Source organism: Arthrobacter sulfonylureivorans, from assembly GCF_022637435.1.
Classification (GTDB): Bacteria; Actinomycetota; Actinomycetes; order Actinomycetales; family Micrococcaceae; genus Crystallibacter; species Crystallibacter sulfonylureivorans.
In genome coordinates this window covers 1,694,366-1,720,468 of sequence record NZ_CP093326.1, presented here as the reverse complement: position 1 = coordinate 1,720,468, position 26,103 = coordinate 1,694,366, and the positions used below count along the sequence as shown (strand labels likewise).

The window sequence follows — 26,103 nt, the reverse complement described above, 5'->3', positions numbered from 1 at the left end:
GCGCGGGTCGGCGGCGCAGACATCGTCTGTGACGAGTGCTACGTTGGCCCGATAGACCAGCGACAAGCGCCGTGTGGACGGAGGTCGATCGTGAGTAAATCCACCGCAACCGAAAAGCAGCCGGAGCTCAAGAGGGCCATCGGCACCAAACTTCTGCTGCTCTTCATCGTGGGCGACATTCTGGGAACGGGCGTGTATGCCCTGACCGGGCAGGTGGCCGGCGAGGTGGGCGGCGCGGCCTGGGCTCCGCTGCTGCTGGCGTTCATCGTGGCCACCATCACCGCGTTTTCCTATCTGGAGTTGGTGACGAAGTACCCGCAGGCAGCGGGCGCCGCGCTGTATACGCACAAGGCTTTCGGGATCCACTTCCTCACCTTCTTGGTGACCTTCGCCGTGCTCAGTTCCGGCATCACGTCCGCCTCCACGGCAGCCAAGTTCCTCGGCGAAAACTTCATTGCCGGCTTCAACCTGGACTGGGACCAGACCGGGGTGACCTGGGTGGCCATCATCTTCATGGGCGTCCTGGCTGCCATCAACTTCCGCGGCGTCAGCGAATCGGTGAAGTTCAACGTGGTGCTGACCCTGGTGGAGTTCACCGGTCTGCTGATCGTGATCCTGATCGGATTCTGGGCGATGAGCCAGGGCAATGTCGACTTCAGCCGGGTCATGGTCTTCGAAACCTCCAACGACAAAAGCGTTTTCCTCGCCATCACTGCCGCCACCTCGCTGGCCTTCTTCTCCTTTGTAGGCTTCGAGGATTCGGTCAACATGGCCGAAGAAACCAAGGATCCGTCCCGGATCTTCCCCAAAGTCATGCTCACCGGCCTCGGCATCACGGTGATCGTGTACCTGCTGGTGTCGATCACCGCGGTGGCCATTGTGCCCATCGGGCAGTTGTCGGAGAGTCCAACGCCGCTGCTGGAAGTCGTGCAGGTCGGCGCGCCGGGCCTGCCGGTGGACGTCATTTACCCGTTCCTGTCCATGTTTGCGGTGGCCAACACCGCGCTCATCAACATGCTGATGGCCAGCCGCCTGCTCTACGGCATGGCCCGCCAGGACGTGCTGCCGCGATTCCTGGGCAAGGTGCACTCGAACCGCCGCTCCCCGTGGGCCTCGATCATTTTCACCACGCTCATAGCCTTTGTCCTGATTTTCGTGGTCACCAACGTGATGGGCGCCGAGACCGTGACGGCCCTCGGCGGCACCACCGCGCTGCTGCTGCTGGGTGTCTTCACGATTGTGAACCTGGCGGTGCTGGTGCTGCGCCGGAACCCGGTGGACCACAAGCACTTCCAGACCCCGACGGTGCTGCCCTATCTGGGCATGTTCACCTGCCTCTTCTTGGTGGGGCCGTGGGCGCAGGATCCCATTGAGTACCAGATTGCCGGGCTGATGATCGGCCTGGGTTTGGTGCTGTGGGTGATCACCTGGCTGTGGAACCGGGGCGCCTACGGCAAGAGAACCAAGTTCCGCCACCCGGAGGAACTGGGCGAATGAGAGCGCGCATTTGTGGGTAAGGACAGACATAACAACGACGGCGGAATCCGTCCGCTTGAGATGACGGGCATCAGAAAGGAAGACCATGGCCGCTGACAAACTGTCGACAGGCACGCTGAACCAGAAGGACCTTGCGTCGTATCTGGACTACCACCTGCTGGGCTCGGCGGCCGGCGTGCAGTTGTTCGACGCCGTCCGCCAGGCCTGGGCGGGCACACCCCAGGAAGCCGAGTTCCGGAAGCTGCGGGAGGAACTTTCCGCAGAGCGCAAAGAACTGAAGGCACTGCACCGCAGCTTCGGCCACGGGCGCAACAAGCTTAAGCGGCTCGGCGCGATGGCCGGTGCAGTCATCAGCAGGCTGAACCCGCTCAATCCGACGCGTGCTTCAGGCGGCGTAGGGACCCAACTGGAACTGGAGTCACTGCTGTCCGCGCTGCGCGGCAAGCAGTGCATGTGGCAAATCCTGGCTGAGCTGGCGCCCATGGATCCCCGGCTAGATGCCCTCCGCTTCCAGGAACTGGAGGCGCAGGCGGTGGCCCAGCAGAGACGCGTGGAGCGGATGATGAACAGCACCGCGGCCCAGCGGTTCCTCGCTTCGCCATAGCTAAGGCGTTCCGTCAGAAGCTGAGGGCCGCCGGGCACTTTCCTCGCCGCAGGCCAGAGTTAGCCGGCGGCCGGTTCCTCGTACTTCGGGAAGATCGGCGTGGGAGCCGGCAGCGAGGTTCCCGGCACCAAAGCCGTGCCGATGGCAGCGAAGTCGCGGGCGCCGTCGTCGTGCTGTCCCAGCACATCCAGCAGTTTGCCCGCGGACGTGGGCATCACCGGCTGGACCAAGATGGAGACAATGCGCAGCACCTCCAGCGTCACGTAGAGCACCGTGTTCATCCGCTCCACGTCCGTTTTGCGCAGCACCCAGGGGGCCTGTTCCGCGAAGTAGGCGTTGGTGTCGCCGAGCACGGTCCAGATGGCCTCGAGCGAGCCGTGGAAGTCCTGCACCTCGTAGGCCGCACGCGACTTCTCCAGCAGGCGCTCGGCGCGGGCCAGCAACTCGTGGTCCTCCGGCGCCAACGTGCCGGGCTGCGGGACCTTGCCCTCGCAGTTCTTGGCCACCATGGACAGCGAACGCTGGGCCAGGTTGCCCAGGTTATTGGCCAGGTCAGCGTTCATCCGGCCCACCACCGCGTCGTGGCTGTAGGATCCGTCGGCACCGAAGGGGACCTCGCGCAGCAGGAAGAAGCGCACCTGGTCCAGGCCGTACTGGGCAACCCAATCGGTCGGGGCCACCACGTTGCCCAAGGACTTGGACATCTTGACGCCGTTGTTGTTCAGGAAACCGTGGATCATCACGCGCTTGGGCAGTTCCAGCCCGGCGGACATCAGGAAGGCCGGCCAATAGACGGCGTGAAAGCGGGAGATGTCCTTGCCGATGACGTGGACATCGGCCGGCCAGTACTTCTTGAAGGACTCGGCCTCCGTGTCCGGGTAGCCGACGCCGGTGAGGTAGTTGGTCAGCGCGTCCACCCAGACGTACATGACGTGCTTGTCATTGCCCGGAACCGGGACGCCCCAGTCGAACGTGGTGCGGGAGATGGACAGGTCCTCCAGCCCGCTCTTGACGAAGCTGATGACTTCGTTGAAGCGGCTGCGCGGCGCGCCGAAAGTGGGCTGCTCTTCATAGAGCTTGAGCAGCTTGTCCTGGTACTGGGAGAGCCGGAAGAAGTAGCTCTCCTCCTCGGTCCAGGTCAGCTCGGTATCCGTCTGGATGGAATAGCGCTTGCCGTCCTCGCGGAGCTCGGTCTCGTCCTCGGCGTAGTAGGCCTCGTCGCGGACCGAGTACCAGCCCTCGTACTTGCCCAGATAGATGTCCCCGGCCTCTTCCATCTTCTTCCAGACGGCTTGGGAGGCCTCGTAGTGGTCGGCGTCGGTGGTGCGGATGAACCGGTCGTAGGAGATCTCCAGGACCTGATGGGCGGACTTGTAGGCCGCCGTGTTCCGGTCCACCAGTTCCTTGGGCGTGATGCCCTCCTTGGCCGCCGTCTGCGCGATCTTCATGCCGTGCTCATCGGTGCCGGTCAGGAACATCACATCGTAGCCGTCCAACCGCTTGAAACGGGCCATCGCGTCCGTGGCGATGTACTCGTAGGCATGGCCGATGTGCGGCACGCCGTTCGGGTACGTGATGGCCGTGGTGATGTAGTACGGGGTCTTGGGCTCAGAGGAGGTCACCCTATGAAATTACCCTCTGCGTTCGGCGGTTGTCGAAATGCGCAGGACAGTTCGGTTGTCCACAGTTTCGGAACGGCCGTGGACTCCACCTCTAATCCACGGGCACATTGGTGGCATGCTTGCTTCTTCCGCTCCCCGGGTGGTGGATATCCCCCACGCCCGGCTCATGACCTTTTCTGAGCTACGACGCTCAAACTATGAGGAAAGCGAGATAGCTGCTGCGCTCCGGGCGCGGCACATCGTGAGAGTGAGGCACGGTGTTTACGCCTCGGCAGCGTTCTGGTGGACGCTGAAACCGTGGGATCGCGATGTCTGGAAGGTTCGCGCCCATCATCTAAGTTCGCGATCGGAACTGATTTATACCCATGTTTCGGCTGCACGCCTGTGGGGCATGGATGTCTGGAACGCGACGAATGACATCCACGTGGCCCAGCGAACGCGGCATGGGGACAACTCCGCCGGCGTGGTGAGGCACAAACTAATGATTCCCGAGGAACAAGTGGCGACGCAGGACGGCTTCCGGTTGACGAGCAAGGACCGCACCGTCGTCGACTGCGCCAAGCTCCTGCCACATGAGTTGGCAGTTGTTATTACAGATTCGGCGCTTCACCGCGGCGCCAGCCGGCAAGGTGTTAGCAGAATCCTTGAAGAACAGGCTGGCTACGCGAATATCAGCAAGGCTCGGCGCGTGTTGGCGGCTGCGAACCAGCTAAGCGAATCCGCCGGTGAAACGAGGCTCCGGCTCAAAGTCATGAAATGGGGATTCCCGCCGCCGACCCTGCAATACGAAATCGATACTGCTATCGGTAGACATCGAGCGGACTTGGCATGGCCAGAACTGATGCTAATCCTGGAGTTCGACGGCGAGACCAAGTACAACGGCACGGCGCCGACTGACTCTGTGCTGTTGGAGGAACGGAAACGCGAAACTGCGCTGATGGAATGCGGCTGGACCTTTGTCCGCATTCGCTGGCCGCAACTCGATCACGAGGCGAGCCTGCGGAACCGCATTCTCCGGGCCTACAACAATGCCGTTTACACACATGGCCGGCCCCCGGCTGCTTAGCGCCCAGGACTTCCCCTTGTCGGTGCAGGGTTGATCGGTCGGGGCGGGTGCCGTGGATCCTGCAGTGACAGATTTACCCTGCACCAGAAGAGCCGTACCGAGAATCCGCCTGCAGCAGTGCCGGCAGAACCGGCCCCGGCGCGGACCGTGAAGCCGGACGCCCGGCCGCAACGGACTGCGCGGCCGAGACCACACTCTGCGAGCTGGAGCCGAGGTCTGGCGGCCTTAGTTCATCTTGGTGCTGCTGTCGGCGGCCTTGATCAGTTCCTGGTCATGGGAGGCCACGAGCACCGCGATGCCGTCCTGGGTGGTGTCCTTCAGGATATGGATGATCTTGTTGGCCTGTTCGCGGTCCAGGTTGGCGGTGGGCTCATCCACCACCAGGACCTTGGTGCCCAGGATCAGGGCGCGGGCGATGGCGACGCGCTGGCGTTCGCCGCCGGAGAGCTGACCGGGACGGTGCCGCATGCGGCGGCCCAGGCCGACCAGATCCAGCAGATCCTTGGCCATCTCGGTGCGCTCTTCGACCTGGCCGTCGGGCACGGCCGGCAGCAACACGTTTTCCAAGGCGCTCATGCCGTCGATCAGGGCGCCGCCCTGGTCCACGTAGCCGATCAGCGCCCGGCGGCGGTCGGAGATCTCGTCGTCGTCCATGGTGCTGAGGGCGTCGCCCTGCCAGAACACCTCGCCGGAGGTGGGCTGCTGGAGCCCGGCAGCCACGGTGAGGATGCTGGTCTTGCCGGAGCCGCTGCGGCCGGCCAGGCAGTGCATGGTCCCGGCTTCGAGGCCGAGGTCGAAGTCGTCGGCGATCACTAGAGGTTCGGCGCCGCCGTCGTACCGGATGGTGATGCCCCGCAGCTCCACCGGCATGGCGTGGTCCTCGGTGCGCTCCTTGATGGCAGCGCGGGTCAGGCGTTCTTCAATCATTTGCGGGTCCTTGTCATCAAAACAAACCAGAGGAGCACGGCCAGAATGCCAGCGGCAGCGGCCCACACCGCGGCGTGCGGTGCAATAAACAGGGCGGTTACGACGGCGCCGATGATCGCCAGCGGCAGGGCGATGGCTGCGGTGATGCCTGCCTCGCCGCGGCGGGCCTGCAGCAGCAGCGTGGGCGTCCAGCCCATGGCGCCGAGGATGGCGAACTGTTCGCGCTTCCGCTGGGCTTCAAACCGGGTGGTCATCAGCGCCAACAGCAGCGCAGTCACGACGCCGAGTAGCGCCAGCGCGATGTTGAGTCCGCTCAACTGCGAGGCGGCCAGCGACCCGAGCGCGGTGCTGCCGGCAGCACGCGGGATGTCGGCCAGCACGGCGACCAGCGCTCCGGCCGCGGCGCCAAGGACGGCCACGGCCAAGGCAATGGCCACGGTATTGAACCGATTGGTGCTCAGTTGCCGGGCGGCGAACTGCAGCGGCGTCTTCACGGACGGCACGCCGGCAGCACCGGACGGTTCGGTGTCCGCCTTCGGGTGCGGCTTGAGCATGGCGGCCGAGATGAAAGCGGCGGCAACGTAAACCACCAGCGCGATGAGCGACACCCACAGGGTCACGGCGCTGCGGCTGATGGCGCTGGCAATGATCGCCACCGCCAGCACGGCGACGCCGCCGACCAGTAGTTCGTTCAGGAACCAGGAGCGGATGCGGCGCCGGTTCCAGCCCATGGCCCGCAGCGTGACGGCTTCGGTCCGGCGGGAACGGGTGAAGGCCACGGAGCTGGCGGCGGTCAGCAGTGCCGCGCCGCCGACGGTGAGAGCCAACAGCGCTGCACTGGATGCGCTCAGGGCACCGTGGACTTCGCCGGCTGCGCCCTGGCGGACCCAGGACTGCTGCACGGTGCCGAGATCGCTGACCGTGCCGGAGGCGTCCTTGTGGTAGTCGGGAACATAGATGGATACGTCTTCGCGGGCGGAGCCGGCGACGACCTGGGTCTGCAGACCCAGGTCCTCGATGGCGGCGGCGACGGTGTTGATCTGGTCTTCGGCGTCGGCCCATGAGCCTCCGGCGTTCACTCGGACCCGGACGGCGTCGATCACGGCCTCGTCCGCGCTGGTGCCGCGCACTGCTGCGAGCCCGGTGAAGTCGGTGATGGCACCGGCGGACTGCACGGCCAAGCCGGCGCCGCTGAGGCCCGGCTTCATCACCGTTTCGTCGATCTTTTTGCCCTCGGCATCGTGGGTGATGGTCACCGGCGTCGGGTCATAACCGCCCAGCGGCAGGTAGTTCACATCGCCGGCGGCTTCCCGGACCGCGGCGGCGTCAAAGGTGCCGTAGACGAAGGGCAGCGGAGTGGCGGATTCGGTGCCGGAATCGACGGTGCTGCGGTAGGACTGCTCTTCCACCGGTCCGCGCTGGCTCTGGTCCGGTTCCAGCTGCCACTGCAGGGTCTTCTCCGGCAGCTTGTTGACCTGGACCCAGCCCTGGGGTGTGGCGGTCTGTTCGGCGCTGCCGTTGCTGGCGGCGTCGCCGAGCGCGTAATCCGGGTTGGACATGAAGTCAGTGGTCCACACCGGAGGCTGGTGCAGGCCGGCGACCATCTGGACGCCGCCGGAGCCGAGCAGGTAGTTGTAGTCCTCGCCGCCGGGCCAGCGCAGCTGGAACGGCTTGCTGGACGCGAAGGGCAGGTAGCCCTCCCCCAGCTCCTTGCTGACGGTGCCGACTTCCTTGACCGTGTTGCCGGAGTCATCCAATTCTTCGATCTTGACCGAGTAGGTCAGGTCCAGGTCGGTGCCAGACCGGACCACCATGGGGATAACCTGCGACTCGTCGTCCAGCGTGCCCGCTTCCACCGCGTTCTGGTACTGCACGAAGAACGGGCTCCAGAATTGGAACGGGTGCCCGTCGATTGCGGCGCCTTCGCCGCCCTCCGAGAACATGCCCATGCCGAACTGCGAAGAGAAATACTGGCCCAATTCCTGGGCGTTACGGTCCGTGGCTTCCGGCGCCTGCTTGAGCGGGGCCAGGAAATCGCCGGCATCGCCGAGCAACGCGGATTCGGCGGCCGGATCCACGGCAACCACGGTCTCGGTGATCTGCGGCAGCATCGGCAGCGCAATGGTGGTATCAAAATCGCCGTGCATGCTGCCGCCGGCCGGATCCGGGAACTTGATTCCGGTCTCGCCCTTGGGAGCCACGGTGCGCAGGCTGGTGCCGCCGGGAACGTCCAGTTCCTCCAGCTTCGCCTGGCCCAGTGAGCCTTCGGCGGCGGTTTCGAACAAGACGGTGTCGCTCAGACCGTCGGAGCTGACGGCCTTGGCGGTGATTCGGTAGTTGGTCGCTTCCGGGTTGAACACGGAGTCCGGCTCCGGCCACTCGCCTTCCGGCACAGCGTCCTGGATCCCTTGCGACTTCAGGTACTGCTCGATGTTCGGGTTATAGCCGACGTAGTCCGTGGCTTTCAGCTGCGGAAACTCGATGTCCTGGACCACCTTGGACACCAGCGAAATCGGTGCAGCGACGGAAACACCGTCGATCCCGCGGACCTGGTCGAGGTCTGACGCGGCGATGCCGCCGTTACCGGAGAGGAAGTCAGGCTGGCGCAGTTCGTCGCCCGCGGTGCCGCCGGGAAGCACCAGGATGTCGTACACGCCGCGGGTGTTTTCATCGACCACCCGGGTCAGCGATGCCTGCGCCCGGCCCTGCACGAAAATGGAGAGAACCATCGCCGCAATGAGGACGGCAACCGTGAGTACGAGCGAGCGGCTGCGCATGAAGCGCGACGCAGCGTTGAACCGGATTTCCAAAAAATCACTCCATACGGCGGCAAAGAGGCCAAAGGTCGAATTGACCCGGCATTAAGGTTCTCATGAGGTGCGTGCAGTCGAGGAATCGACATGCGTGTATGGCCAAAGCCCGCCCGTGCCCTGCACATGCAGCGCGGACCGGGCGGGCTTTACGGCGTCAGAAACGTCAGTCCTGCAGGTCCACTTCGCGCGCAACGACGGCGCCGATCTCCACGGTGAGCTGGTCCAGCAGGTCCTGCGGCAGGGCGCTGTCCACGGTCAGCACGGCCAGAGCCTGCTTGCTGTCCTCATTGCGGGCAACCTGCATGCCGGCGATGTTGACGTCATGCTCGCCCAGGAGCCGGCCGAGCGTGCCGATGACGCCGGGACGGTCCTCGTAGAGGAACACGATGACGTGTTCGCTGATCGGCATTTCCACCTCGTAGCCATTGATGGCCACGATCTTTTGGATCTGCTTGGGTCCGGTCAGCGTTCCGGATACGGAGATCTGCGAACCGTCCGACAGGGCGCCGCGGATGGTGAGCACGTTGCGGTACTCTTCGGACTCGATGGTGGTGATCAGGCGGGTGTTGATGCCGCGCTGTTCGGCCAGCACCGGGGCATTGACATACGAGACCTGCTCCGAGACGACGTCCCTGAACACGCCCTTGAGCGCGGCCAGTTCCAGCGCCTTGACATCCAGCTCGGCGATTTCCCCGGCGACCTCGACGTCGATCTGGGTCACCGAATCGTGGGTCAGCGCCGTGAAGATGCGGCCGAGCTTTTCCATCAGCGGGATGCCCGGGCGGACGTCCGGGGCGATCACGCCGCCGGCCACGTTCACGGCGTCGGGCACCAGCTCGCCGGCCAGCGCCAGGCGCACCGACTTTGCCACGGAGATGCCGGCCTTTTCCTGGGCTTCCGCGGTGGAGGCGCCCAGGTGCGGGGTGACCACCACGTTGTCCAGTTCGAAGAACGGCAGGTCGGTGCTGGGCTCGTTGACGAAGACGTCGATGGCGGCGCCGGCGATCTTGCCGCCCTTCAGCGCGTCGTACAGGTCGGATTCGTCAATCAGGCCGCCGCGGGCCACGTTGACCACGTACGCGGTGTCCTTCATCTTCTCGAAGGCGTCGGCGCCAATCATGCCCACGGTCTCCGGGGTCTTGGGCATGTGGATGGTGATGAAGTCCGACTGCTCCAGCAGTTCGTCCAGGCTGACCAGCTGGACGCCCAGCTGGGCGGCGCGGGCGCTGGTCACGTACGGGTCATAGGCCAGGATCTGCGTCTCGAAAGCCTGCATGCGGGCGGCGATCAGGGCGCCGATGCGGCCCAGGCCGATGATGCCGATCTTCTTCTCGTAGAGCTCGGCGCCGGTGTACTTGGAGCGCTTCCACTCGCCGCCCTTGAGCGAGGCGTTGGCGGCCGGAATGTTGCGGGCCAGCCCCAGGATGTGGCCGACGGTCAGTTCCGCGGCGGAGATGATGTTGGAGGTCGGTGCGTTCACGACCATGACACCGGCCTGGGTGGCGGCCTTGATGTCCACGTTGTCCAGGCCCACGCCGGCGCGGGCGATGATTTTCAGCTTCTTGGCCGCGGCGATGGCTTCGGCGTCCACCTTGGTGGCGGAGCGGACCAGGATGGCGTCGACGTCGGCAATCGCGGCCAGCAGCTGGGACCGGTCGGCTCCATCGGTCTGGCGGATCTCGAAGTCGGGTCCGAGGGCTTCGATGGTAGCTGGGGAGAGTTCCTCGGCAAGGAGAACTACTGGTTTTTCCACAGGGGTTGTTCCTTCGCTGCATGCATGGTGATGGCCGTGCGTATAGATGGGGGTGGGTCCAGTCTAGAACGGCTACCGCCCGGTCCCCCAGTTGTTACCGGTGCCGGCGGGCCCGGCGCCTCCCGCCGGGCCCGCCGGGAAGGCAAAAAGTGACGGCCGGCGCCCTCTGCGGGCGCCGGCCGTGGCACGGGACTAACGGGCTGCGACGCCCTCGGTGTAGTCGTCGTCGGACTTGATCCAGGAGAACAGCTTGCGCAGTTCGCGGCCGGTGGCCTCGATCGGGTGGTCTTCACCCTTCTGGCGCAGTTCCAGGAATTCCTTGGCGCCGTTGGCCTGGTCGTCCATGAAGCGCTTGGCGAAGGAACCGTTCTGGATGTCGGCGAGGACGGCCTTCATGTTTTCCTTCACCTCCGGGGTGATCACGCGGGGGCCGGAGACGTAGTCGCCGAACTCAGCGGTGTCGGAGACCGACCAGCGCTGCTTGGCGATGCCGCCCTCGACCATCAGGTCGACGATCAGCTTCAGCTCGTGCAGCACCTCGAAGTAGGCGATCTCCGGCTTGTAGCCGGCTTCGGTCAGGGTCTCGAAACCGTACTGCACCAACTGCGAAGCGCCGCCGCAGAGCACTGCCTGCTCGCCGAACAGGTCGGTCTCGGTCTCTTCGGTGAAGGTGGTCTCGATGACGCCGGCGCGGGTGCCGCCGATGCCCTTGGCGTAGGACAGTGCCAGCGCCTTGGCGCCGCCGGTGAAGTCCTGCTCGATGGCGATCAGGTCCGGCACACCGCGGCCGGCTTCGAACTCGCGGCGCACGATGTGGCCCGGGCCCTTCGGGGCAACCAGGGCGACGTCGACGTTGGCCGGCGGCTGGATGAAGCCGAAGCGGATGTTGAAGCCGTGGCCGAAGAACAGGGCGTTGCCCTCTTCGAGCTTGTCCGCGATGGAGTCGGCGTAGACCTTGGCCTGGACCTGGTCCGGGGTGAGGATCATGATCACATCGGCCTCGGCGGCGGCGTCGGCCACGGAGAGGACCTTGAGGCCCTCGGCCTCGGCCTTGGCACGGGACTTGGAGCCCTCGGCCAGGCCAACGCGGACGTCCACGCCGGAATCGCGCAGGCTCAGGGCGTGGGCATGGCCCTGGCTGCCGTAACCGATGACAGCGACCTTGCGGCCCTGGATGATCGAGAGGTCGGCGTCGTCGTCGTAATACAGCTCAGTCACTTGGGTTTCTCCTGTTGGGGGTTTCATGGAAAGGAATTAGGCGGAACGCAGCGCGCGGTCGCTCATGGAGCGGGAGCCGCGGCCAATGGCCAGCGTTCCGGATTGGACTATTTCGCGGATACCAAACGGCTCCAGCACTGCAAGCAGGGCCTCAAGCTTATCGGCGGTGCCGGTGGCCTCCACAACCAACGAGTCGGTGGACACGTCGACCACGGAGGCGCGGAACAGATCTGCTGCCTGGGTTACCTGCAGCCGTGTTGCGGCATCCGCGCGGACCTTGACCAGGATGTGGTCGCGTTGCACGGAAGTTTCGGGAACCAGCTCGACGATCTTGATGACGTTGATGAGCTTGTTCAGTTGTTTGGTGACCTGCTCCAGCAGATCGCCCTCGGCCTCGACCACCACGGTGATGCGGGAGAACCCGTCTGCTTCCGTGGGGCCGACGGCCAGAGAATGGATGTTGAACGCGCGGCGGGCGAAGAGGCTGGCGACGCGAGTGAGCACACCGGGGACGTCCTCCACCAGCACTGAAAGGGTATGGCGGGCCATGCCTAGTCCTCCTCTTCCCATACGGGGGTCATGTCGCGGGCAATCTGGATGAGGTCGTTGCTCACGCCGGAGGGGACCATCGGCCACACCATGGCGTTGGGGCTGACCACGAAGTCGATCACCACCGGACGGTCGTTGATCGCCAGCGCCTGTTGGATGGTGGCGTCAATATCCTCCACCCGTTCGCAGCGCAGGCCCACGCAGTCGTAGGCGTCGGCCATCTTGACGAAGTCCGGCACGCGCACGGTGTCGTGGCCGGTGTTCAGGTCGGTATTTGAGTACCGGCCGTCGTAGAACAGGGTCTGCCATTGGCGGACCATGCCCAGCGAGGAGTTGTTGATCACCGCCACCTTGATCGGGATGTTGTTCAGCCGGCAGGTGGCCAGTTCCTGGTTGGTCATCTGGAAGCAGCCGTCGCCGTCGATCGCCCAGACCACCCGGTCCGGGTTGCCCACCTTGGCGCCCATCGCGGCCGGCACCGAGTAGCCCATGGTGCCCAGGCCGCCAGAGTTCAGCCAGGCGTGCGGGCGCTCGTACTTGATGAACTGGGCGCTCCACATCTGGTGCTGGCCCACGCCGGCAACGTAGACGGCTTCCGGCCCGGTCAGCTCGCCGATCCGCTGGATCACCTGCTGCGGGGCCACCAGGCCGTCGTCGGGCTCGGCGAAGCCCAGCGGATAGGTCTCGCGGAGCCGGTTCAGCATGGCCCACCACGCGGAGAGGTCGGGCGTGCCTTCGGCGGCGAACCGCTCGCGGCAGGCGTCGGCCAGTTCCGGAATGATCTCCTTGACCGAACCGACGATCGGCACATCGGCCGTGCGGTTCTTGGAAATTTCCGCCGGGTCGATGTCCGCGTGGATCACCTTGGCGCCCGGGGCGAAGGTGCTCAGCACGCCGGTGACGCGGTCGTCGAAGCGGGCGCCCAGCGTGATCAGCAGGTCGGCCTGCTGCAGCGCGGTCACCGCGGAGACGGCGCCGTGCATGCCGGGCATGCCCACATGCTGCGGGTGCGAATCCGGGAACACGCCGCGCGCCATCAGCGTGGTGGCCACCGGGGCGCCCACCAGCTCGGCCAGCTCGCGCAGCTCCTGGGAGGCGTGTGCCTTGATCACGCCGCCGCCCACGTAGAACACCGGGCGCTCGGCCGCGGCGATCAGCTTGGCCGCCTCGCGGACCTGCTTGGAATGCCCGCGCACCACCGTGCGGTAGCCGGGGAGGTCGATCTTCGGCGGCCAGGAGAAGGTCATCATGGACTGCTGGGCGTCCTTGGCGATGTCCACCAACACCGGGCCGGGGCGGCCAGTGGTGGCAATGTGGAACGCTTCGGCCAGCACGCGCGGAATCTCCTGCGCCTTGGTGACCAGGTAGGAGTGCTTGGTGACCGGCATGGTGATGCCGACGATGTCCGCTTCCTGGAACGCGTCCGAGCCGATCACGGCCGAGGACACCTGCCCGGTGATCGCCACCATCGGCACCGAATCCATATGCGCGTCGGCAATGGCGGTGACCAGGTTGGTGGCACCCGGGCCGGAGGTGGCAATGCAGACGCCGGCGCGGCCGGTGACCATGGCATAACCCTGTGCGGCGTGGCCTGCACCCTGTTCATGACGGACCAAGATGTGGTTGATCTTGGCCGAATCCATGAGCGGGTCGTAGGTGGGGAGGATGGCCCCGCCCGGCAACCCGAAGACGTCATCGACGCCCAGTTCTTCCAGCGAACGGACAACGGCTTGTGAGCCGGTCATTTCCGTGGGCGGCACGATGTTGTTCGGCCCGACTACCGGGCTGAGGCCGTCCACGACGGAAGAGACAGAGGCAGCTACATCTTTGGTTTTGGCGGCGTCGGCCGTGGCCGGCGCCTTGTTGGCCATCAGCGAGGGGCTGATTGGCGATCCCTTAGTCATCGGATTTTCCTTTGCGGATCTTACGTTTCTGGCGATGTGCTTGCCGTCCTCCGCGAGCGGAAGAAGGCCCTGTGCTCTTCTGCAAATAAAAAAACCCCGTCGAGCCGGTTGGCTCCGATGGGGTTTAGCGCGTGACGTGGTCGAACCAGACGGGCGTTTACGCCACGCGCTTGATAAGGACGACCACGGATACGCTTTGCATGGCTTCAGTTTCTGCCACGCGGATACCAGTGTCAACCTGAGACATCAGCGTCTCACTATTTGGGCAATTTCGTCCAAAAAATGGACTCCCCCTGAGTACGACGGCGGGGCGCGGCCCAGTGCAGGGCGCGCACCCGCCGTCGTGGTTCAGCAGGAGCACGGCCGCCTTGGAGCCGCCGTGCTGCCGCTGAACTTGCGCCGCTTAGCCGCAGTACGCGCCGGTGGAGGCGGAGTTCACCAGCTTGGCGTACTTCGCCAGCACGCCGGTGGTGAACTTGGGTGCCAGCGGCTCCCAGCCCACCCGGCGGGTTTCCAGTTCGGCCTCGTCCACCAGCAGGTCGAAGCTGCGGGCCGCGATGTCCACGCGGATCCGGTCGCCGTCGCGCACAAAGGCGATCGGACCGCCGTCGACTGCTTCCGGCGCCACGTGGCCGATGCAGAGCCCGGTGGTGCCGCCGGAGAACCGGCCGTCGGTGAGCAGCAGCACGTCCTTGCCCAGCCCGGCACCCTTGATCGCGCCGGTGATGGCGAGCATTTCGCGCATGCCCGGCCCGCCCTTGGGTCCTTCGTAGCGGATCACCACCACGTCACCGGCCTTGATCTGGCCGTTGTCCAGCGCGTCCAGCGCGCCCTGCTCGCGTTCGAACACGCGGGCGGTGCCTTCAAAGACGTCGGCGTCGAAGCCGGCGCTCTTGACCACGGCGCCCTCGGGGGCCATGGAGCCGTGCAGGATGGTGATGCCGCCGGTCTTGTGGATCGGGTTGTCCAGCGCGCGCAGGATCTTGCCGTCGACATCCGGCGGGTTGATCTCCGCCAGGTTCTCGGCCACGGTCTTGCCGGTGACGGTCAGGCAGTCGCCGTGCAGCAGGCCGGCGTCGAGCAGTGCGCGCATGATCACCGGGACGCCGCCGATCTGGTCCACGTCCGTCATGACGTAGCGGCCGAACGGCTTCAGGTCGCCCAGGTGCGGGATCTTGTCCCCGATCCGGTTGAAGTCCTCGAGCGTCAGGTCCACCTCCGCCTCGCGGGCGATCGCCAGCAGGTGCAGCACGGCGTTGGTGGAGCCGCCGAAGGCCATGGTCACGGCGATGGCGTTCTCGAACGCCTTCTTGGTCATGATGTCGCGGGCGGTGATGCCCTTGCGGAGCAGGTTCACCACTGCCTCGCCGGACTTGTGCGCGAAGACATCGCGGCGGCGGTCCGCCGAGGGCGGCGCGGCCGAGCCCGGCAGCGACATGCCCAGGGCCTCGCCGATGCAGGCCATGGTGTTCGCCGTGTACATGCCGCCGCAGGCACCCTCGCCGGGGCAGATGGCGCGTTCGATCCGGTCCAGGTCGCCGCGGCTCATCTTTCCCGCGGCACAGGCGCCGACGGCCTCGAAGGCGTCGATCAGGGTGACCTGCTTTTCGGACCCGTCCTCGAGCTTCACGAAGCCGGGCATGATGGAGCCGGCGTAGAGGAAGACGGCGGCCAGGTCCAGCCGGGCCGCGGCCATCAGCATGCCGGGCAGGGACTTATCGCAACCGGCCAGCAGCACCGAGCCGTCAATCCGCTCCGCCTGCATGACGGTTTCCACCGAGTCCGCGATGACCTCGCGGGAGACCAGCGAGAAGTGCATGCCTTCGTGGCCCATCGAGATGCCGTCGGAGACGGAGATGGTGCCGAACTGCATCGGGAAGCCGCCGCCGGCGTGCACGCCTTCCTTGGCGCCCTGGGCCAGGCGGTTCAGGGAAAGGTTGCAGGGGGTGATCTCGTTCCAGGAGCTGGCGACGCCGATCTGCGGCTTGGCAAAGTCGTCGTCCCCCATTCCCACTGCTCGGAACATTCCGCGCGCCGGAGCGGCGTGGATGCCATCGGTGACTACCCGGCTACGGGGCTTGATATCAGGGGTTACGTCCGCGCTCATGGGTTTGATTCTATGACCCGCACCGCAGTGTTCAGGGCATATTACGACGGCGGTGCCTCACCGGCTCCGCCGAGGCGCGGCCGGCGCGCCGATATCTGTGGTGTTGGCCACGCTCGCCTGTTAGTCTGCGCCCATGAATGCCGGAAGCAACGAGTACTTGGCCCGAGCCGTTGAAATCGCCGTGGAGAACGTCGGCAAGTCCGGAGGCCCGTTCGGCGCCACCGTGGTCACGCGCGACGGAAAGGTCTTCGACGGGGTCAACCGCGTCACCGCCACGAACGACCCGACCGCCCACGCGGAGGTGGTGGCGATCCGCCGTGCCGCCGCGGAGACCGGGTTTAACCTGTCCGGCGCGGTGCTGTATTCCAGCTGCGAGCCTTGTCCCATGTGCCTGGCCGCGGCGCTGTGGGCGCGGATCGAGCGGGTTGTTTATGCCGCGGACCGCGACGACGCCGCCAGCTCCGGCTTTGACGACGCACTTTTCTACGACTACTTCGGCCCCGAGGGCGATAAGCAGCTCATGCCCGTGGTCCGCGACGGCTACGAAACGACCGACTATCTGGCACCGTTCCGGCTCTGGGACCGGCTGCCGGACAAAGTGGAGTACTGACCCGCCCGCGGGCCGCACTCCCCCGGTGATCGAGTAAGGCCGCTTGCGGGCCGCACCCGGTGATCGAGTAAGGCCGCTTGCGGCCGCATCGAGATCCGGCCGCGCCGGGCGCTAATCGAGCGGGCGCTAACCGAGCCGGCCAAGGTCCGACGGCGTATCGATGTCGCCGCCGTCGGCCAGATCCGAGCAGTCCACCAGGTCCACCAGTTCGGGGTGCGCCGACAGATAAGGTCGTGCACCGGCGTCGCCCGTTGCCTGCTCCGCCGCATGGGCCGCCAAGCCGGGCGCGAAAAGCACCGGATGCCCGCGGCGCAGCTTTCCGTCCGGACCGCGGTAGCCGGCGGCGGTGATCCGGCCCGGCTGACCGGCGCGGATCAGGCGGGCCACCAGTTCCGGGCCGATACCGGGCTGGTCCACCAGCGCGACGAGCACCGCCTGCTCCGGCTGCGCGCTCTGCACGCCGAGTCGGAAGGAACCCGCCATCCCTTCGCTCCACTGCTCGTTGACCAGCACCGGGTAGCCGGACAGATTCACGCCCGAACGCACTTCGGCCGCGCCGGCGCCCAGGACCACCGCCACGTTGGCGCAGCCGCCCTGCCGGAGCACCTCCGCGATCTTTCGGACCAGCGCAACGCCGTCGGAGCCGGCCAGCAGCGCTTTCGGCCCGCGGCCCAACCGCCGCCCGGCCCCGGCAGCCAACAGCACCCCGTGGACTGGCGTCTCCATCTGGTCCGCCCCCTCAGCCCTGCTGGCTGGCAATCGCCGCAGCCTCCTGCTGCAGCATGCCGATGACCCGGTGCACGCTGCTGCGTTCGGCTACATCGCTGCGGGCCAACACCACGATGCTTCGGCTGGCGCGGATTCCCTCAAGTGGCCGCATCACGAAGCCGCGGGCCGTCTGCGCCTTGCGGGAAGTGAAGCGCGGCACGATCGCCAGCCCGTGGCCGGCCGCCACCATGGCCTCCATGACGCGCAGGTCGGCGTAGCGCGTGGTCCGCTTGGCCAGCCGGCCGGTGCGTGCTTCGATCTGCCGCAACACCTGCTCGAAGGGAAAGCCCGGGGGCACGCCGATCCACGGATAGGCCACCACATCTTCGGGCTTGAGGGCGTCGAATTCGGCCAACGGATGCCCGGCGGGCATCGCCACATCCAGCGGCTCGTCCAGCAAGGGCAGCACGGTGATGCCGCTCCGGGCAAAGGCCTCCACGCCCTGCTGGCTATGCGCCAGCACCAGGTCGTAGTCGGCCGCCAGCCGCAAGAAGCCGTCCACGGAGGGATCCTCCATACAGGGCTCGAAGTGCAGCCCCTCGATTTCCTGCAGCCGGTACATCAAGCCCGGCAGGAACATTTCCGCCGCGCTGGGAAAGAACGCGGCACGGATCTGGTTCTGCCAACCGCTGCGGTAGCCATCCACGGTGGCCTGTGCCCGCTCCATGGCGGCAGACACGTCCGACGCAGCCGCTGCCATCGCCAGCCCGGCTTCGGTCAGGCGCACTCCCCTGCCGGCTTTTTCCACCAGCGTGACGCCAACTTCCTCCTGCAGCACCTTGAGCTGTTGGGACACCGCCGATGCTGTGACCTTCATCGCAGCCGCCGTCGCGACGACGGACCCCCGGTCGCCGAGTTCCCGCAGAATCTGGAGCCGTCTGATGTCCATAAAGCGATCCTACATAGTGTGCTTAGTAACGTTAGATTGAACTTGACGGTCTGAGCAGTCGAGAATAGAGGCATGACAGTCTCAATAGCCCTGATCGTAGTGGGGATGGCCGCCGTCTTGGCGCGCCTCGCCGTCGTTGTTCGCCGTGACCAGGGGCCGGTGCCGCGCAGCCACGCGTGGGAGACCGATCACGCGGCCATGCCGGTGAAATCGGTCGACGCCGTCTGACCCTTCCACCACCGCAATCGAGCGCCGGGCACCACAAGGGCCAGGCGCTTTTTTGTGGGTCCGGCCACCTAGGCTGGCCGGGAGCAATGCTCGCTTCCGCCGCCGCAGGCGCCGCCGCCCAGCCCATCCACGCCGATCCGAAGGCCACTATGCCAACCAGCGACGAACTCAAGGACGCGCTCAGCGCCATCTTTGACTCCCAGATTCCCAACTACGGCGACTACAACCTGGTCTTCGGCAGCACCCGCCAAGACAACCTGCAGGGAGCACCGGGCGACGGCACCGGGCCCTGCTATGTGATCGGTTACCGCTGGCGGCCGCAGGAACTGGTCATCGCCCCGTTCGACGGCACCGGCCTGACCGCTGGCGGGATTCCGGTGGCCATCAACATGACCAACCTGTCCCACGCCGTCCAGTTAGGTGGCGGCGAGTACGAAGTGGGCACCAGCACGGGCAAGACGTTCCGCTTTGGCGTGCAGGCCGAAGGCAAGCTGCCCGGTGAGGGGCGCACCATCGACCAGTCCGAGGACCAGCCCGACTTCCACCGCTTCATGGCCGAATTGATTTTCCGGGCGTAGCCTTGCCGCTCTTCCGGGCTGATTTTCAGGGCTGGGTTTCCGGGCATAGGAAGCCCCGGATGAGCCCTCAGGACGCGGCCGCGGGCTCTATGGACACCGCTCTCCCCCGCACGTAACGTCGGGACCAGTTGCACCATAACCATCAACTGGAAGGTGAAGTCCGTGGACTGGATATGGGCCATCGGGATCGTCCTCGTCATGATCATTGCCGCCCTGTTGTGGTGGCTGTTCTCCCGCAACTCCAGCTCCACTGAGGCCGGAGCCCTGACCCACTCGCCGACCAATCCCACGCACGGCCCTGCCGAGGCCGCCGGCCAGAATCCCGTTGCAGGCCGCCTGCCGGCGGCCGATCGGGTGCCCGCTGCCGAGCCCGAACTCCCCGGAACCCAGCTGCCGGCCAGCACCGGCCATCGAGAGGACGACGGCGGAGCCGTACCCACCGCTGCCAGCGACGCAGCAGTTGACCAGGAGCGGCGGGCGCGCGACACCGACGCAGACCGGCCGCTCGGAGACTCGGGCAGCCGTCAGGACCATGTTGCCGACGCCATCTATGAGGACGAGGTCAGCGGCCCGGCCGACGAAGACATGATGGTGGAAGAGACGATGCCGGACTCTCCGGGCGCCAGCGGAACCACCACCGCGCAGGGCTCCGGCACCGAGGAACCGCCGCCGGCCGCGGTCGAGGACGCGGCGGCGGAGCAGTCGCTTCCCACGGCCGAACCGCTTTACGATGAAACCGAATGGCTCGGCTATGCGGGCGAAGCGGTTATCGAACCGTCCGTCGCGGCTGAGAACGGAGACGGGCCGGACCGGCGAAGGGGATAACGCGTGGACGCCGACAGGAAAGATCGGGCCAAGCCGCTGCGATACGCCGGGCTGGGGCTGGCCGTGGTGCTGACCACCGTCCTGGCCGGTTGCACCGGCGGCGTCAACGGCGCACCGAACACTGGCGGTAGCGCCGCGTCCGCCCCGGAGGTGGGCACGGCCGCTTCGGGGCTGGACGAGCCGTGGTCCATCGCGGTGCTGCCGGACGGCAGCGCCCTCATCTCGGAGAACAACACCGGCCTGATCAAGCACGTGGTGGACGGCAAAACCGTGAGCACGGTACCCGTGGAGTCGCCGCTGGAAACCACCGGCGAGGGAGGTTTGCTGGGGCTGGAGCCCAGCCCGGATTTCGACGCCGATGCGCGGCTTTACGTCTACCTCACCTCGCCAGAGGACAACCGCGTGGTCAGTTACCGCTGGAAAGACGGCCAGCTGAGCGACGGGCGTGAAATTGTGACGGGAATCCCCAAAGCCGGGAACCACAACGGAGGCAGAATCAAGTTCGGCCCTGACGGCTACCTGTACATCGCCACCGGTGACGCCGCGGTGTCCTCCAGGTCCCAGGATCGATCCTCGCTCGGCGGCAAGATCCTTCGCGTCACTCCCGACGGCGACCCCGCACCCGGCAACCCGTTCGGCGACAGCCCGGTGTACAGCTATGGCCACCGCAACGTGCAGGGACTGGCCTGGGATGAGGACCGCAGGCTGTGGGCCACCGAGTTCGGTCCGGACCGGGACGATGAGCTGAACCTGATCGAAGCCGGCGGCAACTACGGCTGGCCGGAGGTGACCGGTGCCCCGGGCGACGATCGCTTCATCGACGCCACGGTGGTTTGGCCGTCCACGGCCGACGCTTCGCCCAGCGGCATGGCTCTGGTGGACGGAACGGCATGGATCGCGGCGCTGCGCGGCCAGCGGCTGTGGAAGGTGGAACTGGACGGCACCGAAGCGGGAGAGCCCGAGGCATTTTATGAGGGCACCTACGGCCGGCTGCGCGACGTTGCTGCTGCTCCGGGCGGAGGGCTCTGGGTGCTGACCAACGGCACCGGCAATGACCGGATGCTATCCATTCGTGTGAAGTAGGCTACAAAGGCCCTCTCGATTTCACTTTCGCGGAAATGTCCTGCTAGAGTTACATGTCGTTGCGAGGGAAAAAGCAGAGGGAAACCGCCGCTGAAACCTTCAGGAACAGATGCACCTCTAGCTCAACTGGCAGAGCAATTGACTCTTAATCAATGGGTTCCGGGTTCGAGTCCCGGGGGGTGCACAGACAAACCCCGTCCGGCTAAGCGAAAGCCTTAGTCGGACGGGGTTTCTTTTCGTCCCGAGGCAGCAAGAAGCGCGGCCGGGCCGTCATTCCGCCGAGTCGTGGCGCCCACCGCGGGTCTTCACGCCTAGGGTTGGTTGAACGTGCCATTTACGCCTGCTCAAGGGGACCCGTGAAGAAACTCTCCACCGCCGTTGTGCTGATTGCGCTGGCAACCGGTGCGACTGCCTGCTCGGCTGGACGAATGACCGTTGCCGACTCCTGCGAGGAGATCAAGGCGATCACGGTGGAGATGGCGACCGGGGTCCAAGCCTTTGCGATGAGCGAACCGGACGACGAGAGCGTGAAGTCCTACCTCGCCGAGGCAGCCGACAAGTACCGCAACCTGTCAGAGCGAGTCGCCGAGCCGTTGGAGGCACCGCTGCAGGCAGTGTCCGACAACATCGAGAACCCTGACGCCGAGAATGAGGCCGCAGGCGACCAGATCCTCGAGATCTGCCCTTCCCTCTCGCAGTAAGACCAAGCCGAAGCAATCCGGCTGCCCTGCGCCGCCGATCCCCAGTGGCGCAGGGGTATGCTCAAACCGTGAACCCCTCCCCAGCTTCCGGTGATCTTTGCGGCCGCCTTGGCTTGACCCAACCGCTGCTCAATGCCCCAATGGCCGGGGCCGCCGGCGGCCGTCTGGCTGCGGCGGTATCGTCGGCCGGCGGCCTGGGCATGGTGGGCATCGGCGGCGGTGTGGCCACCGATTGGCTGGAGCGCGAGCTGGCCTTGGCTGCTGCCCCGGGCAAGCCGTGGGGCGCGGGGCTGATGGCATGGGTGCTGGAGGAATCGCTGGAGCCGCTGCGCGTGGTGCTGGAACACCGTCCGGCACTGGTCTGTGTCAGCTTCGGAGATCCCGGTGCGGCCGCGTCGATGGTCCGCGACGCCGGTTCGTTGGTGGCCATGCAGGTGGGGAACGCCGCAGATCTTCAGCGTGCGCTGGAAGGGGACATCGACGTCGTCGTGGTCCGTGGCAGCGAAGGCGGCGGGCACGGCCGCAATGAAGTGGCGACCCTGCCACTGCTGCAGTTGGCGCTGGAGAAGACGGACAAGCCCGTACTGGCTGCCGGCGGGATCGCCACGGCACGAGGGGTGGCGGCCGTGCTGGCGGCCGGCGCGCAGGGGGCATGGATCGGCACCCGGTTCGCGGCCTGCACCGAATCCATCAGCCACGCCAAGGTCAAAGAAGCCATCGCCGCCGCCGGCACGGATGACACGGTGTACACCCGGGCTTTCGACATCGCCCAGCAGGTGCCGTGGCCAGCCGAATTCGGCGGCCGCGCGCTGCGCAACCAGTTCAGCGACCGTTGGGCCGACGACGTCGAATCACTGCAGGGCGCGGTAGCTGCATCGACCTCGATCACGGATACGGTCGAGGCCGCACGCCGTGACGCGGATGTGGCCCAGGCACCCGTTTATGCCGGCCAATCTGCAGGCCTCACGCATGGCGGGGAATCTGCCGCCGACGTAGTGGCGGATCTCGCCGGCTTCCGGACCTACCTGAGGGCGTCGGTGTCCCGCTGGTGAATTCCTGGGTGCCGCTGGTGAAGGCCTTCGGTGAAGGGAGGGTCAGTCGCCGTCCTCGAAGCTTTCGAGCTCGACGATGTCGATGGGTTCGCCCGCGGCTATGCCAAAACGGGTGTTGCCCAGCCTGCGGATGATGACGGTCAGCCGTTCCTTGAGCTCGTCCATCTGGTCGCCGTTGCCGCTGCTGAGCAGCCGTTCCAGTTCGGCGGCCTGCTTGAGCGCCAACTGCCCCTCGTCGCTGATCTGTACGATCTGCCGCCGTCGGTCCACCTCGCTGCGGGCCCGGACAATGTGCCCGTGCACTTCGAGCCGGCCGAGCGTCTTACCCATGGTCTGAGCCTGTACGCGCACACGGTTCGCCAATTGCGCTTGGGTCATCTCGCCGTCGGCGGCCAGCACCTCAAGGGCGATGACACCGGCGTGGGTCAGTCCGAGGCCGGCCAATTTGTCGTTCCACTCATGCTCCACCAACCGCGCGGCGGTGGAGAGCAACCGTGGCATCGGCCAATTCTTCAAATCCGGCATGCCCATAAGTATACGTATGTTGCCCCGGCGGGCCGAGGACTGACTTGGCTATGCTGGTTCTGGAACCCGAAACTGCTAAGGAGCTGCCCCATGGCCGAACGACTGTCTACCGGCGACATCGCCCCGGAATTCACGCTTCAGGACTCGGCGGGCAACACCGTGTCGCTGGCCGACTATCGTGGCCAAAACGTTGTGGTCTACTTCTATCCGGCCGCGTCAACACCGGGCTGCACCAAGGAGGCCTGCGATTTCCGCGACAGCCTCGACTCCTTAAAGAGCGCCGGCTATGCAGTGCTGGGCATCTCCCCCGACGCGCTGCCCAAGCTGGTGAAGTTCGCCGACAACGAGCAACTGAATTTCCCGCTGCTCTCCGATGAAGACCATACCGTGGCCGAGGCGTATGCGGCCTGGGGAGAAAAGAAGAACTACGGCAAGGTCTACGAGGGCCTGATCCGTTCCACCATTGTGGTGGATCCGGCGGGCAAGGTGGCTCTGGCCCAGTACAACGTCCGCGCCACTGGGCACGTGGCGAAATTGCGTCGTGACCTCGGTCTGGACAACTAGGCCGTCTTTCGGACGGTTCGGGCCTGCCGAAGGCCTGACTGGATGCCGGTAGACTAATTGCTGTTCCTCGTCGGCCGGAGTCCGGCGCGGAGCAACATGCGCGAGTGGCGGAATTGGTAGACGCGCTGGATTTAGGTTCCAGTGTCTTCGGACGTGCGGGTTCAAGTCCCGCCTTGCGCACCACCGATAAGAGCCCTGCAGCCCAGAAGCTGCGGGGCTCTTCGGGTTAACGCCGCGGCCTCTCCGGCGCACGCCCCGCGCCCGGCGCCCTGCCGGCGGCAGATGCGCACCGCCGTCGTGCTTGATGGGGCGCTGTCACCAAATTGTGATGCTTTTGTCCCACGCCCGAACGTGAAACCGATGCTTTCGATCTTTCATGTGACTAAGCTCTCATCAAGCGGAGCCCTGCCATAGCGCGGCTCCGCCGGTCGCCGCACACACGGTCGGCGCCCCACCTCACGTCCACGAGGAGCAGTCCATGTCATTCACTGGAACCACTTCAGGTGGCCCGCGCCGAGGCCGGCGCACCGCAGCCGCTATAGCCGGACTGGCCGCCGGCGCACTCATTTTGTCCGGCTGTGCCGAAAGTGAGCGCGGCGGCGGAACGGACGCCGAAAGCGAAGGCGGCGTCAACTCGACGTTCGTTTTCGCCGCATCCTCCGATCCCAAATCGCTGGATCCGGCATACGCGAGCGACGGCGAATCGTTCCGCGTGAGCCGGCAGATCTTCGAGGGCCTGGTGGGCGTGCAGCCCGGTACGGCCGATCCGGCACCGCTGCTGGCCGAGTCCTGGGAGGCGTCCGACGACGGGCTGTCCTACACCTTCAAGCTGAAGGAAGGCGTGAAGTTCCACGACGACACCGATTTCAACGCCGAAGCGGTGTGCTTCAACTTCGACCGCTGGTACAACTTCACCGGCGTCCAGCAGTCCCAGGCGGTCAGTTACTACTACGGCTCGCTCTTCAAGGGCTACTCCGACTCCCCCGAAACCGCCGTCTATGACTCCTGCGAAGCCGCCAGCGACACCGAAGTGACCGTCAAGCTGGCCAAGCCGTTCGCCGGATTCATCGCCGCATTGTCGCTGCCAGCCTTTGCGATGCAGAGCCCGACGGCGATGGAAGAGTTCAAGGCCGATGAAGTGGGCGGCTCGGCCGAGGCTCCGGTACTGAGCGAATACGCCGAGGGGCATCCGGTGGGCACCGGCCCGTTCAAGTTCGACAGCTGGGAGGCCGGCCAATCGCTTGAGCTCTCCTACTTCGACGGCTACTGGGGCGACCGCGGACAGATTGACAAGATCATCTTCCGGATCATCGACGATCCGAACGCCCGCCGTCAGGCCCTGGAGGCAGGACAGATCGATGGCTATGACCTGGTGGCCCCGGCCGACACCCAGGCGCTGGCGGACGCCGGCTTCAAGATTGTTCCGCGCGATCCGTTCACCATCCTCTACCTGGGGATCAACCAGAAGGTGAAGGCGCTCTCCGACCTCAAGGTCCGCCAGGCACTCTCCTACGCGATCGACAAGGACGCGCTGGTCAAGCAGACACTGCCCGAGGGCACCAAGGTTGCCTCCCAGTTTGTGCCGGACATGGTCAACGGCTACAACGACGACGTGACGACCTACCCCTATGACCCGGCGAAGGCCAAGGAGCTGCTGGCCGAGGCCGGCTACGCGGACGGACTGGAGCTGCAGTTCAACTACCCGACGGGCGTTTCCCGGCCGTACATGCCGACGCCTGAGCAGGTGTTCACCAACCTGAGCGCCCAGCTGGAGGAAGTGGGCATCACCATCAAGGCGCAGCCGGACAAGTGGGCGCCGGACTATCTGGACAAGGTCCAAGCCAGCGAAGACCACGGGATCCACCTGCTGGGCTGGACCGGCGACTACAACGACACCGACAACTTCGTCGGCGTGTTCTTCGGACAGGAGAAGCCGGAGTTCGGGTTCGAGAACAAGGAACTGTTCGACAAGCTGGCCGAGGCCCGCGGCACCAGCAAGGTAGAAGAGCAGACGCCGCTGTACGAGGAGATCAACGCGAACATCGCCGAGTACGTCCCGGCCATCCCGCTGGCGCACCCGGCCCCGTCACTCGCCTTTGCGCCCCGGGTGGAGTCCTACCCGGCCAGCCCGGTCAATGACGAGGTCTTCAACACGATCAAACTGACCGAGTAACCCCCGCCGCCGGGGCCCGCCCAGCGCGGGTCCCGGCGTTTCCACCC

General features: G+C 65.8%; 23 protein-coding genes and 2 tRNA genes. 14 read left to right on the top strand and 11 right to left on the bottom strand.

Annotated elements, in window-relative coordinates; genetic code table 11:
- Window positions 1-90 precede the first annotated feature (90 nt).
- Both MNQ99_RS08190 and MNQ99_RS08185 read left to right on the top strand, forming a co-directional pair.
- The gene (locus tag MNQ99_RS08190; protein WP_241915069.1) at window positions 91-1,497 is read left to right on the top strand and encodes an APC family permease; all 1,407 of its coding nucleotides are present in this window, start codon (window positions 91-93) and stop codon (window positions 1,495-1,497) included.
- Between the two features lie 85 nt (window positions 1,498-1,582).
- Window positions 1,583-2,101, top strand: coding sequence for a hypothetical protein (locus MNQ99_RS08185; protein ID WP_241915068.1), 519 nt, complete (start codon window positions 1,583-1,585; stop codon window positions 2,099-2,101).
- A gap of 59 nt (window positions 2,102-2,160) precedes the next feature.
- On the opposite strand, the gene metG is transcribed toward MNQ99_RS08185, so the two are convergent.
- Window positions 2,161-3,723 (bottom strand): methionine--tRNA ligase, encoded by a 1,563-nt coding sequence (metG, locus tag MNQ99_RS08180; RefSeq protein WP_241915067.1) that lies wholly within the window; start codon window positions 3,721-3,723, stop codon window positions 2,161-2,163.
- Window positions 3,724-3,838: 115 nt separating this feature from the next.
- On the opposite strand from metG, the gene MNQ99_RS08175 reads away from it, so the two are divergent.
- The gene (locus tag MNQ99_RS08175) at window positions 3,839-4,789 is read left to right on the top strand and encodes a hypothetical protein (protein ID WP_241915066.1); all 951 of its coding nucleotides are present in this window, start codon (window positions 3,839-3,841) and stop codon (window positions 4,787-4,789) included.
- A gap of 225 nt (window positions 4,790-5,014) precedes the next feature.
- Here the strand turns inward: MNQ99_RS08175 and MNQ99_RS08170 are convergent, their stop codons facing one another.
- The 7 genes from MNQ99_RS08170 to ilvD all read right to left on the bottom strand — a co-directional run bounded on the left by MNQ99_RS08170 (window position 5,015) and on the right by ilvD (window position 16,060).
- A complete protein-coding gene (locus MNQ99_RS08170; RefSeq protein WP_127511547.1) occupies window positions 5,015-5,716 on the bottom strand; it encodes an ABC transporter ATP-binding protein in 702 nt (233 codons plus the stop codon).
- Window positions 5,713-8,526, bottom strand: coding sequence for an FtsX-like permease family protein (locus MNQ99_RS08165; RefSeq protein ID WP_338423122.1), 2,814 nt, complete (start codon window positions 8,524-8,526; stop codon window positions 5,713-5,715). The genes MNQ99_RS08170 and MNQ99_RS08165 overlap by 4 nt, the downstream gene beginning before the upstream one ends.
- A gap of 166 nt (window positions 8,527-8,692) precedes the next feature.
- Window positions 8,693-10,282 (bottom strand): phosphoglycerate dehydrogenase, encoded by a 1,590-nt coding sequence (gene serA, locus MNQ99_RS08160; protein ID WP_127511545.1) that lies wholly within the window; start codon window positions 10,280-10,282, stop codon window positions 8,693-8,695.
- Between the two features lie 192 nt (window positions 10,283-10,474).
- Window positions 10,475-11,500, bottom strand: a complete 1,026-nt coding sequence (gene ilvC / locus MNQ99_RS08155; protein WP_127511544.1) for a ketol-acid reductoisomerase — start codon at window positions 11,498-11,500, stop codon at window positions 10,475-10,477.
- A 36-nt stretch (window positions 11,501-11,536) separates the two neighbouring features.
- Window positions 11,537-12,049, bottom strand: a complete 513-nt coding sequence (gene ilvN / locus MNQ99_RS08150) for an acetolactate synthase small subunit (RefSeq protein ID WP_127511543.1) — start codon at window positions 12,047-12,049, stop codon at window positions 11,537-11,539.
- 2 nt (window positions 12,050-12,051) lie between these two features.
- Window positions 12,052-13,953, bottom strand: coding sequence for an acetolactate synthase large subunit (locus MNQ99_RS08145; protein ID WP_127511542.1), 1,902 nt, complete (start codon window positions 13,951-13,953; stop codon window positions 12,052-12,054).
- Between the two features lie 403 nt (window positions 13,954-14,356).
- The gene (gene ilvD / locus MNQ99_RS08140; RefSeq protein WP_127511541.1) at window positions 14,357-16,060 is read right to left on the bottom strand and encodes a dihydroxy-acid dehydratase; all 1,704 of its coding nucleotides are present in this window, start codon (window positions 16,058-16,060) and stop codon (window positions 14,357-14,359) included.
- A gap of 133 nt (window positions 16,061-16,193) precedes the next feature.
- On the opposite strand from ilvD, the gene MNQ99_RS08135 reads away from it, so the two are divergent.
- Entirely contained in the window at window positions 16,194-16,670 is a 477-nt protein-coding gene (locus MNQ99_RS08135) for a nucleoside deaminase (RefSeq protein ID WP_127511540.1), read from the top strand.
- A gap of 126 nt (window positions 16,671-16,796) precedes the next feature.
- Here the strand turns inward: MNQ99_RS08135 and MNQ99_RS08130 are convergent, their stop codons facing one another.
- Window positions 16,797-17,396 (bottom strand): nucleotidyltransferase family protein, encoded by a 600-nt coding sequence (locus MNQ99_RS08130; RefSeq protein WP_241915065.1) that lies wholly within the window; start codon window positions 17,394-17,396, stop codon window positions 16,797-16,799.
- Between the two features lie 13 nt (window positions 17,397-17,409).
- Window positions 17,410-18,327: a LysR family transcriptional regulator gene (locus MNQ99_RS08125; RefSeq protein WP_127511538.1), complete on the bottom strand. Its 918-nt coding sequence runs from the start codon at window positions 18,325-18,327 to the stop codon at window positions 17,410-17,412.
- Window positions 18,328-18,399: 72 nt separating this feature from the next.
- On the opposite strand from MNQ99_RS08125, the gene MNQ99_RS08120 reads away from it, so the two are divergent.
- The 7 genes from MNQ99_RS08120 to MNQ99_RS08090 all read left to right on the top strand — a co-directional run bounded on the left by MNQ99_RS08120 (window position 18,400) and on the right by MNQ99_RS08090 (window position 22,794).
- Window positions 18,400-18,555 carry a hypothetical protein gene (locus tag MNQ99_RS08120; RefSeq protein WP_241915064.1) on the top strand — a complete coding sequence of 52 codons (156 nt, stop codon included), beginning with the start codon at window positions 18,400-18,402 and terminating at the stop codon, window positions 18,553-18,555.
- 86 nt (window positions 18,556-18,641) lie between these two features.
- Window positions 18,642-19,133: a hypothetical protein gene (locus MNQ99_RS08115; protein WP_241915063.1), complete on the top strand. Its 492-nt coding sequence runs from the start codon at window positions 18,642-18,644 to the stop codon at window positions 19,131-19,133.
- A 162-nt stretch (window positions 19,134-19,295) separates the two neighbouring features.
- A complete protein-coding gene (locus tag MNQ99_RS08110; protein WP_241915062.1) occupies window positions 19,296-19,958 on the top strand; it encodes a hypothetical protein in 663 nt (220 codons plus the stop codon).
- A gap of 3 nt (window positions 19,959-19,961) precedes the next feature.
- Window positions 19,962-21,041: a PQQ-dependent sugar dehydrogenase gene (locus MNQ99_RS08105; RefSeq protein ID WP_241915061.1), complete on the top strand. Its 1,080-nt coding sequence runs from the start codon at window positions 19,962-19,964 to the stop codon at window positions 21,039-21,041.
- Between the two features lie 111 nt (window positions 21,042-21,152).
- Window positions 21,153-21,225, top strand: a tRNA-Lys gene (locus MNQ99_RS08100).
- 172 nt (window positions 21,226-21,397) lie between these two features.
- On the top strand, window positions 21,398-21,742 hold the full coding sequence (locus MNQ99_RS08095; protein WP_241915060.1) for a hypothetical protein: 345 nt from the start codon (window positions 21,398-21,400) through the stop codon (window positions 21,740-21,742).
- 68 nt (window positions 21,743-21,810) lie between these two features.
- The gene (locus MNQ99_RS08090) at window positions 21,811-22,794 is read left to right on the top strand and encodes an NAD(P)H-dependent flavin oxidoreductase (RefSeq protein ID WP_241915059.1); all 984 of its coding nucleotides are present in this window, start codon (window positions 21,811-21,813) and stop codon (window positions 22,792-22,794) included.
- 42 nt (window positions 22,795-22,836) lie between these two features.
- On the opposite strand, the gene MNQ99_RS08085 is transcribed toward MNQ99_RS08090, so the two are convergent.
- Complete coding sequence (locus MNQ99_RS08085; protein WP_241915058.1) at window positions 22,837-23,319, bottom strand: MarR family winged helix-turn-helix transcriptional regulator; 483 nt, start codon at window positions 23,317-23,319, stop codon at window positions 22,837-22,839.
- A 90-nt stretch (window positions 23,320-23,409) separates the two neighbouring features.
- Between MNQ99_RS08085 and bcp the strand changes: the two genes are divergently transcribed.
- The 3 genes from bcp (at window position 23,410) to MNQ99_RS08070 (ending at window position 26,056) form a co-directional block, all read left to right on the top strand.
- Window positions 23,410-23,883, top strand: coding sequence for a thioredoxin-dependent thiol peroxidase (gene bcp, locus MNQ99_RS08080; RefSeq protein WP_127511531.1), 474 nt, complete (start codon window positions 23,410-23,412; stop codon window positions 23,881-23,883).
- Window positions 23,884-23,981: 98 nt separating this feature from the next.
- A tRNA-Leu gene (locus MNQ99_RS08075) sits at window positions 23,982-24,066 on the top strand.
- A gap of 295 nt (window positions 24,067-24,361) precedes the next feature.
- On the top strand, window positions 24,362-26,056 hold the full coding sequence (locus MNQ99_RS08070; protein WP_127511530.1) for an ABC transporter substrate-binding protein: 1,695 nt from the start codon (window positions 24,362-24,364) through the stop codon (window positions 26,054-26,056).
- Window positions 26,057-26,103: the final 47 nt, after the last annotated feature.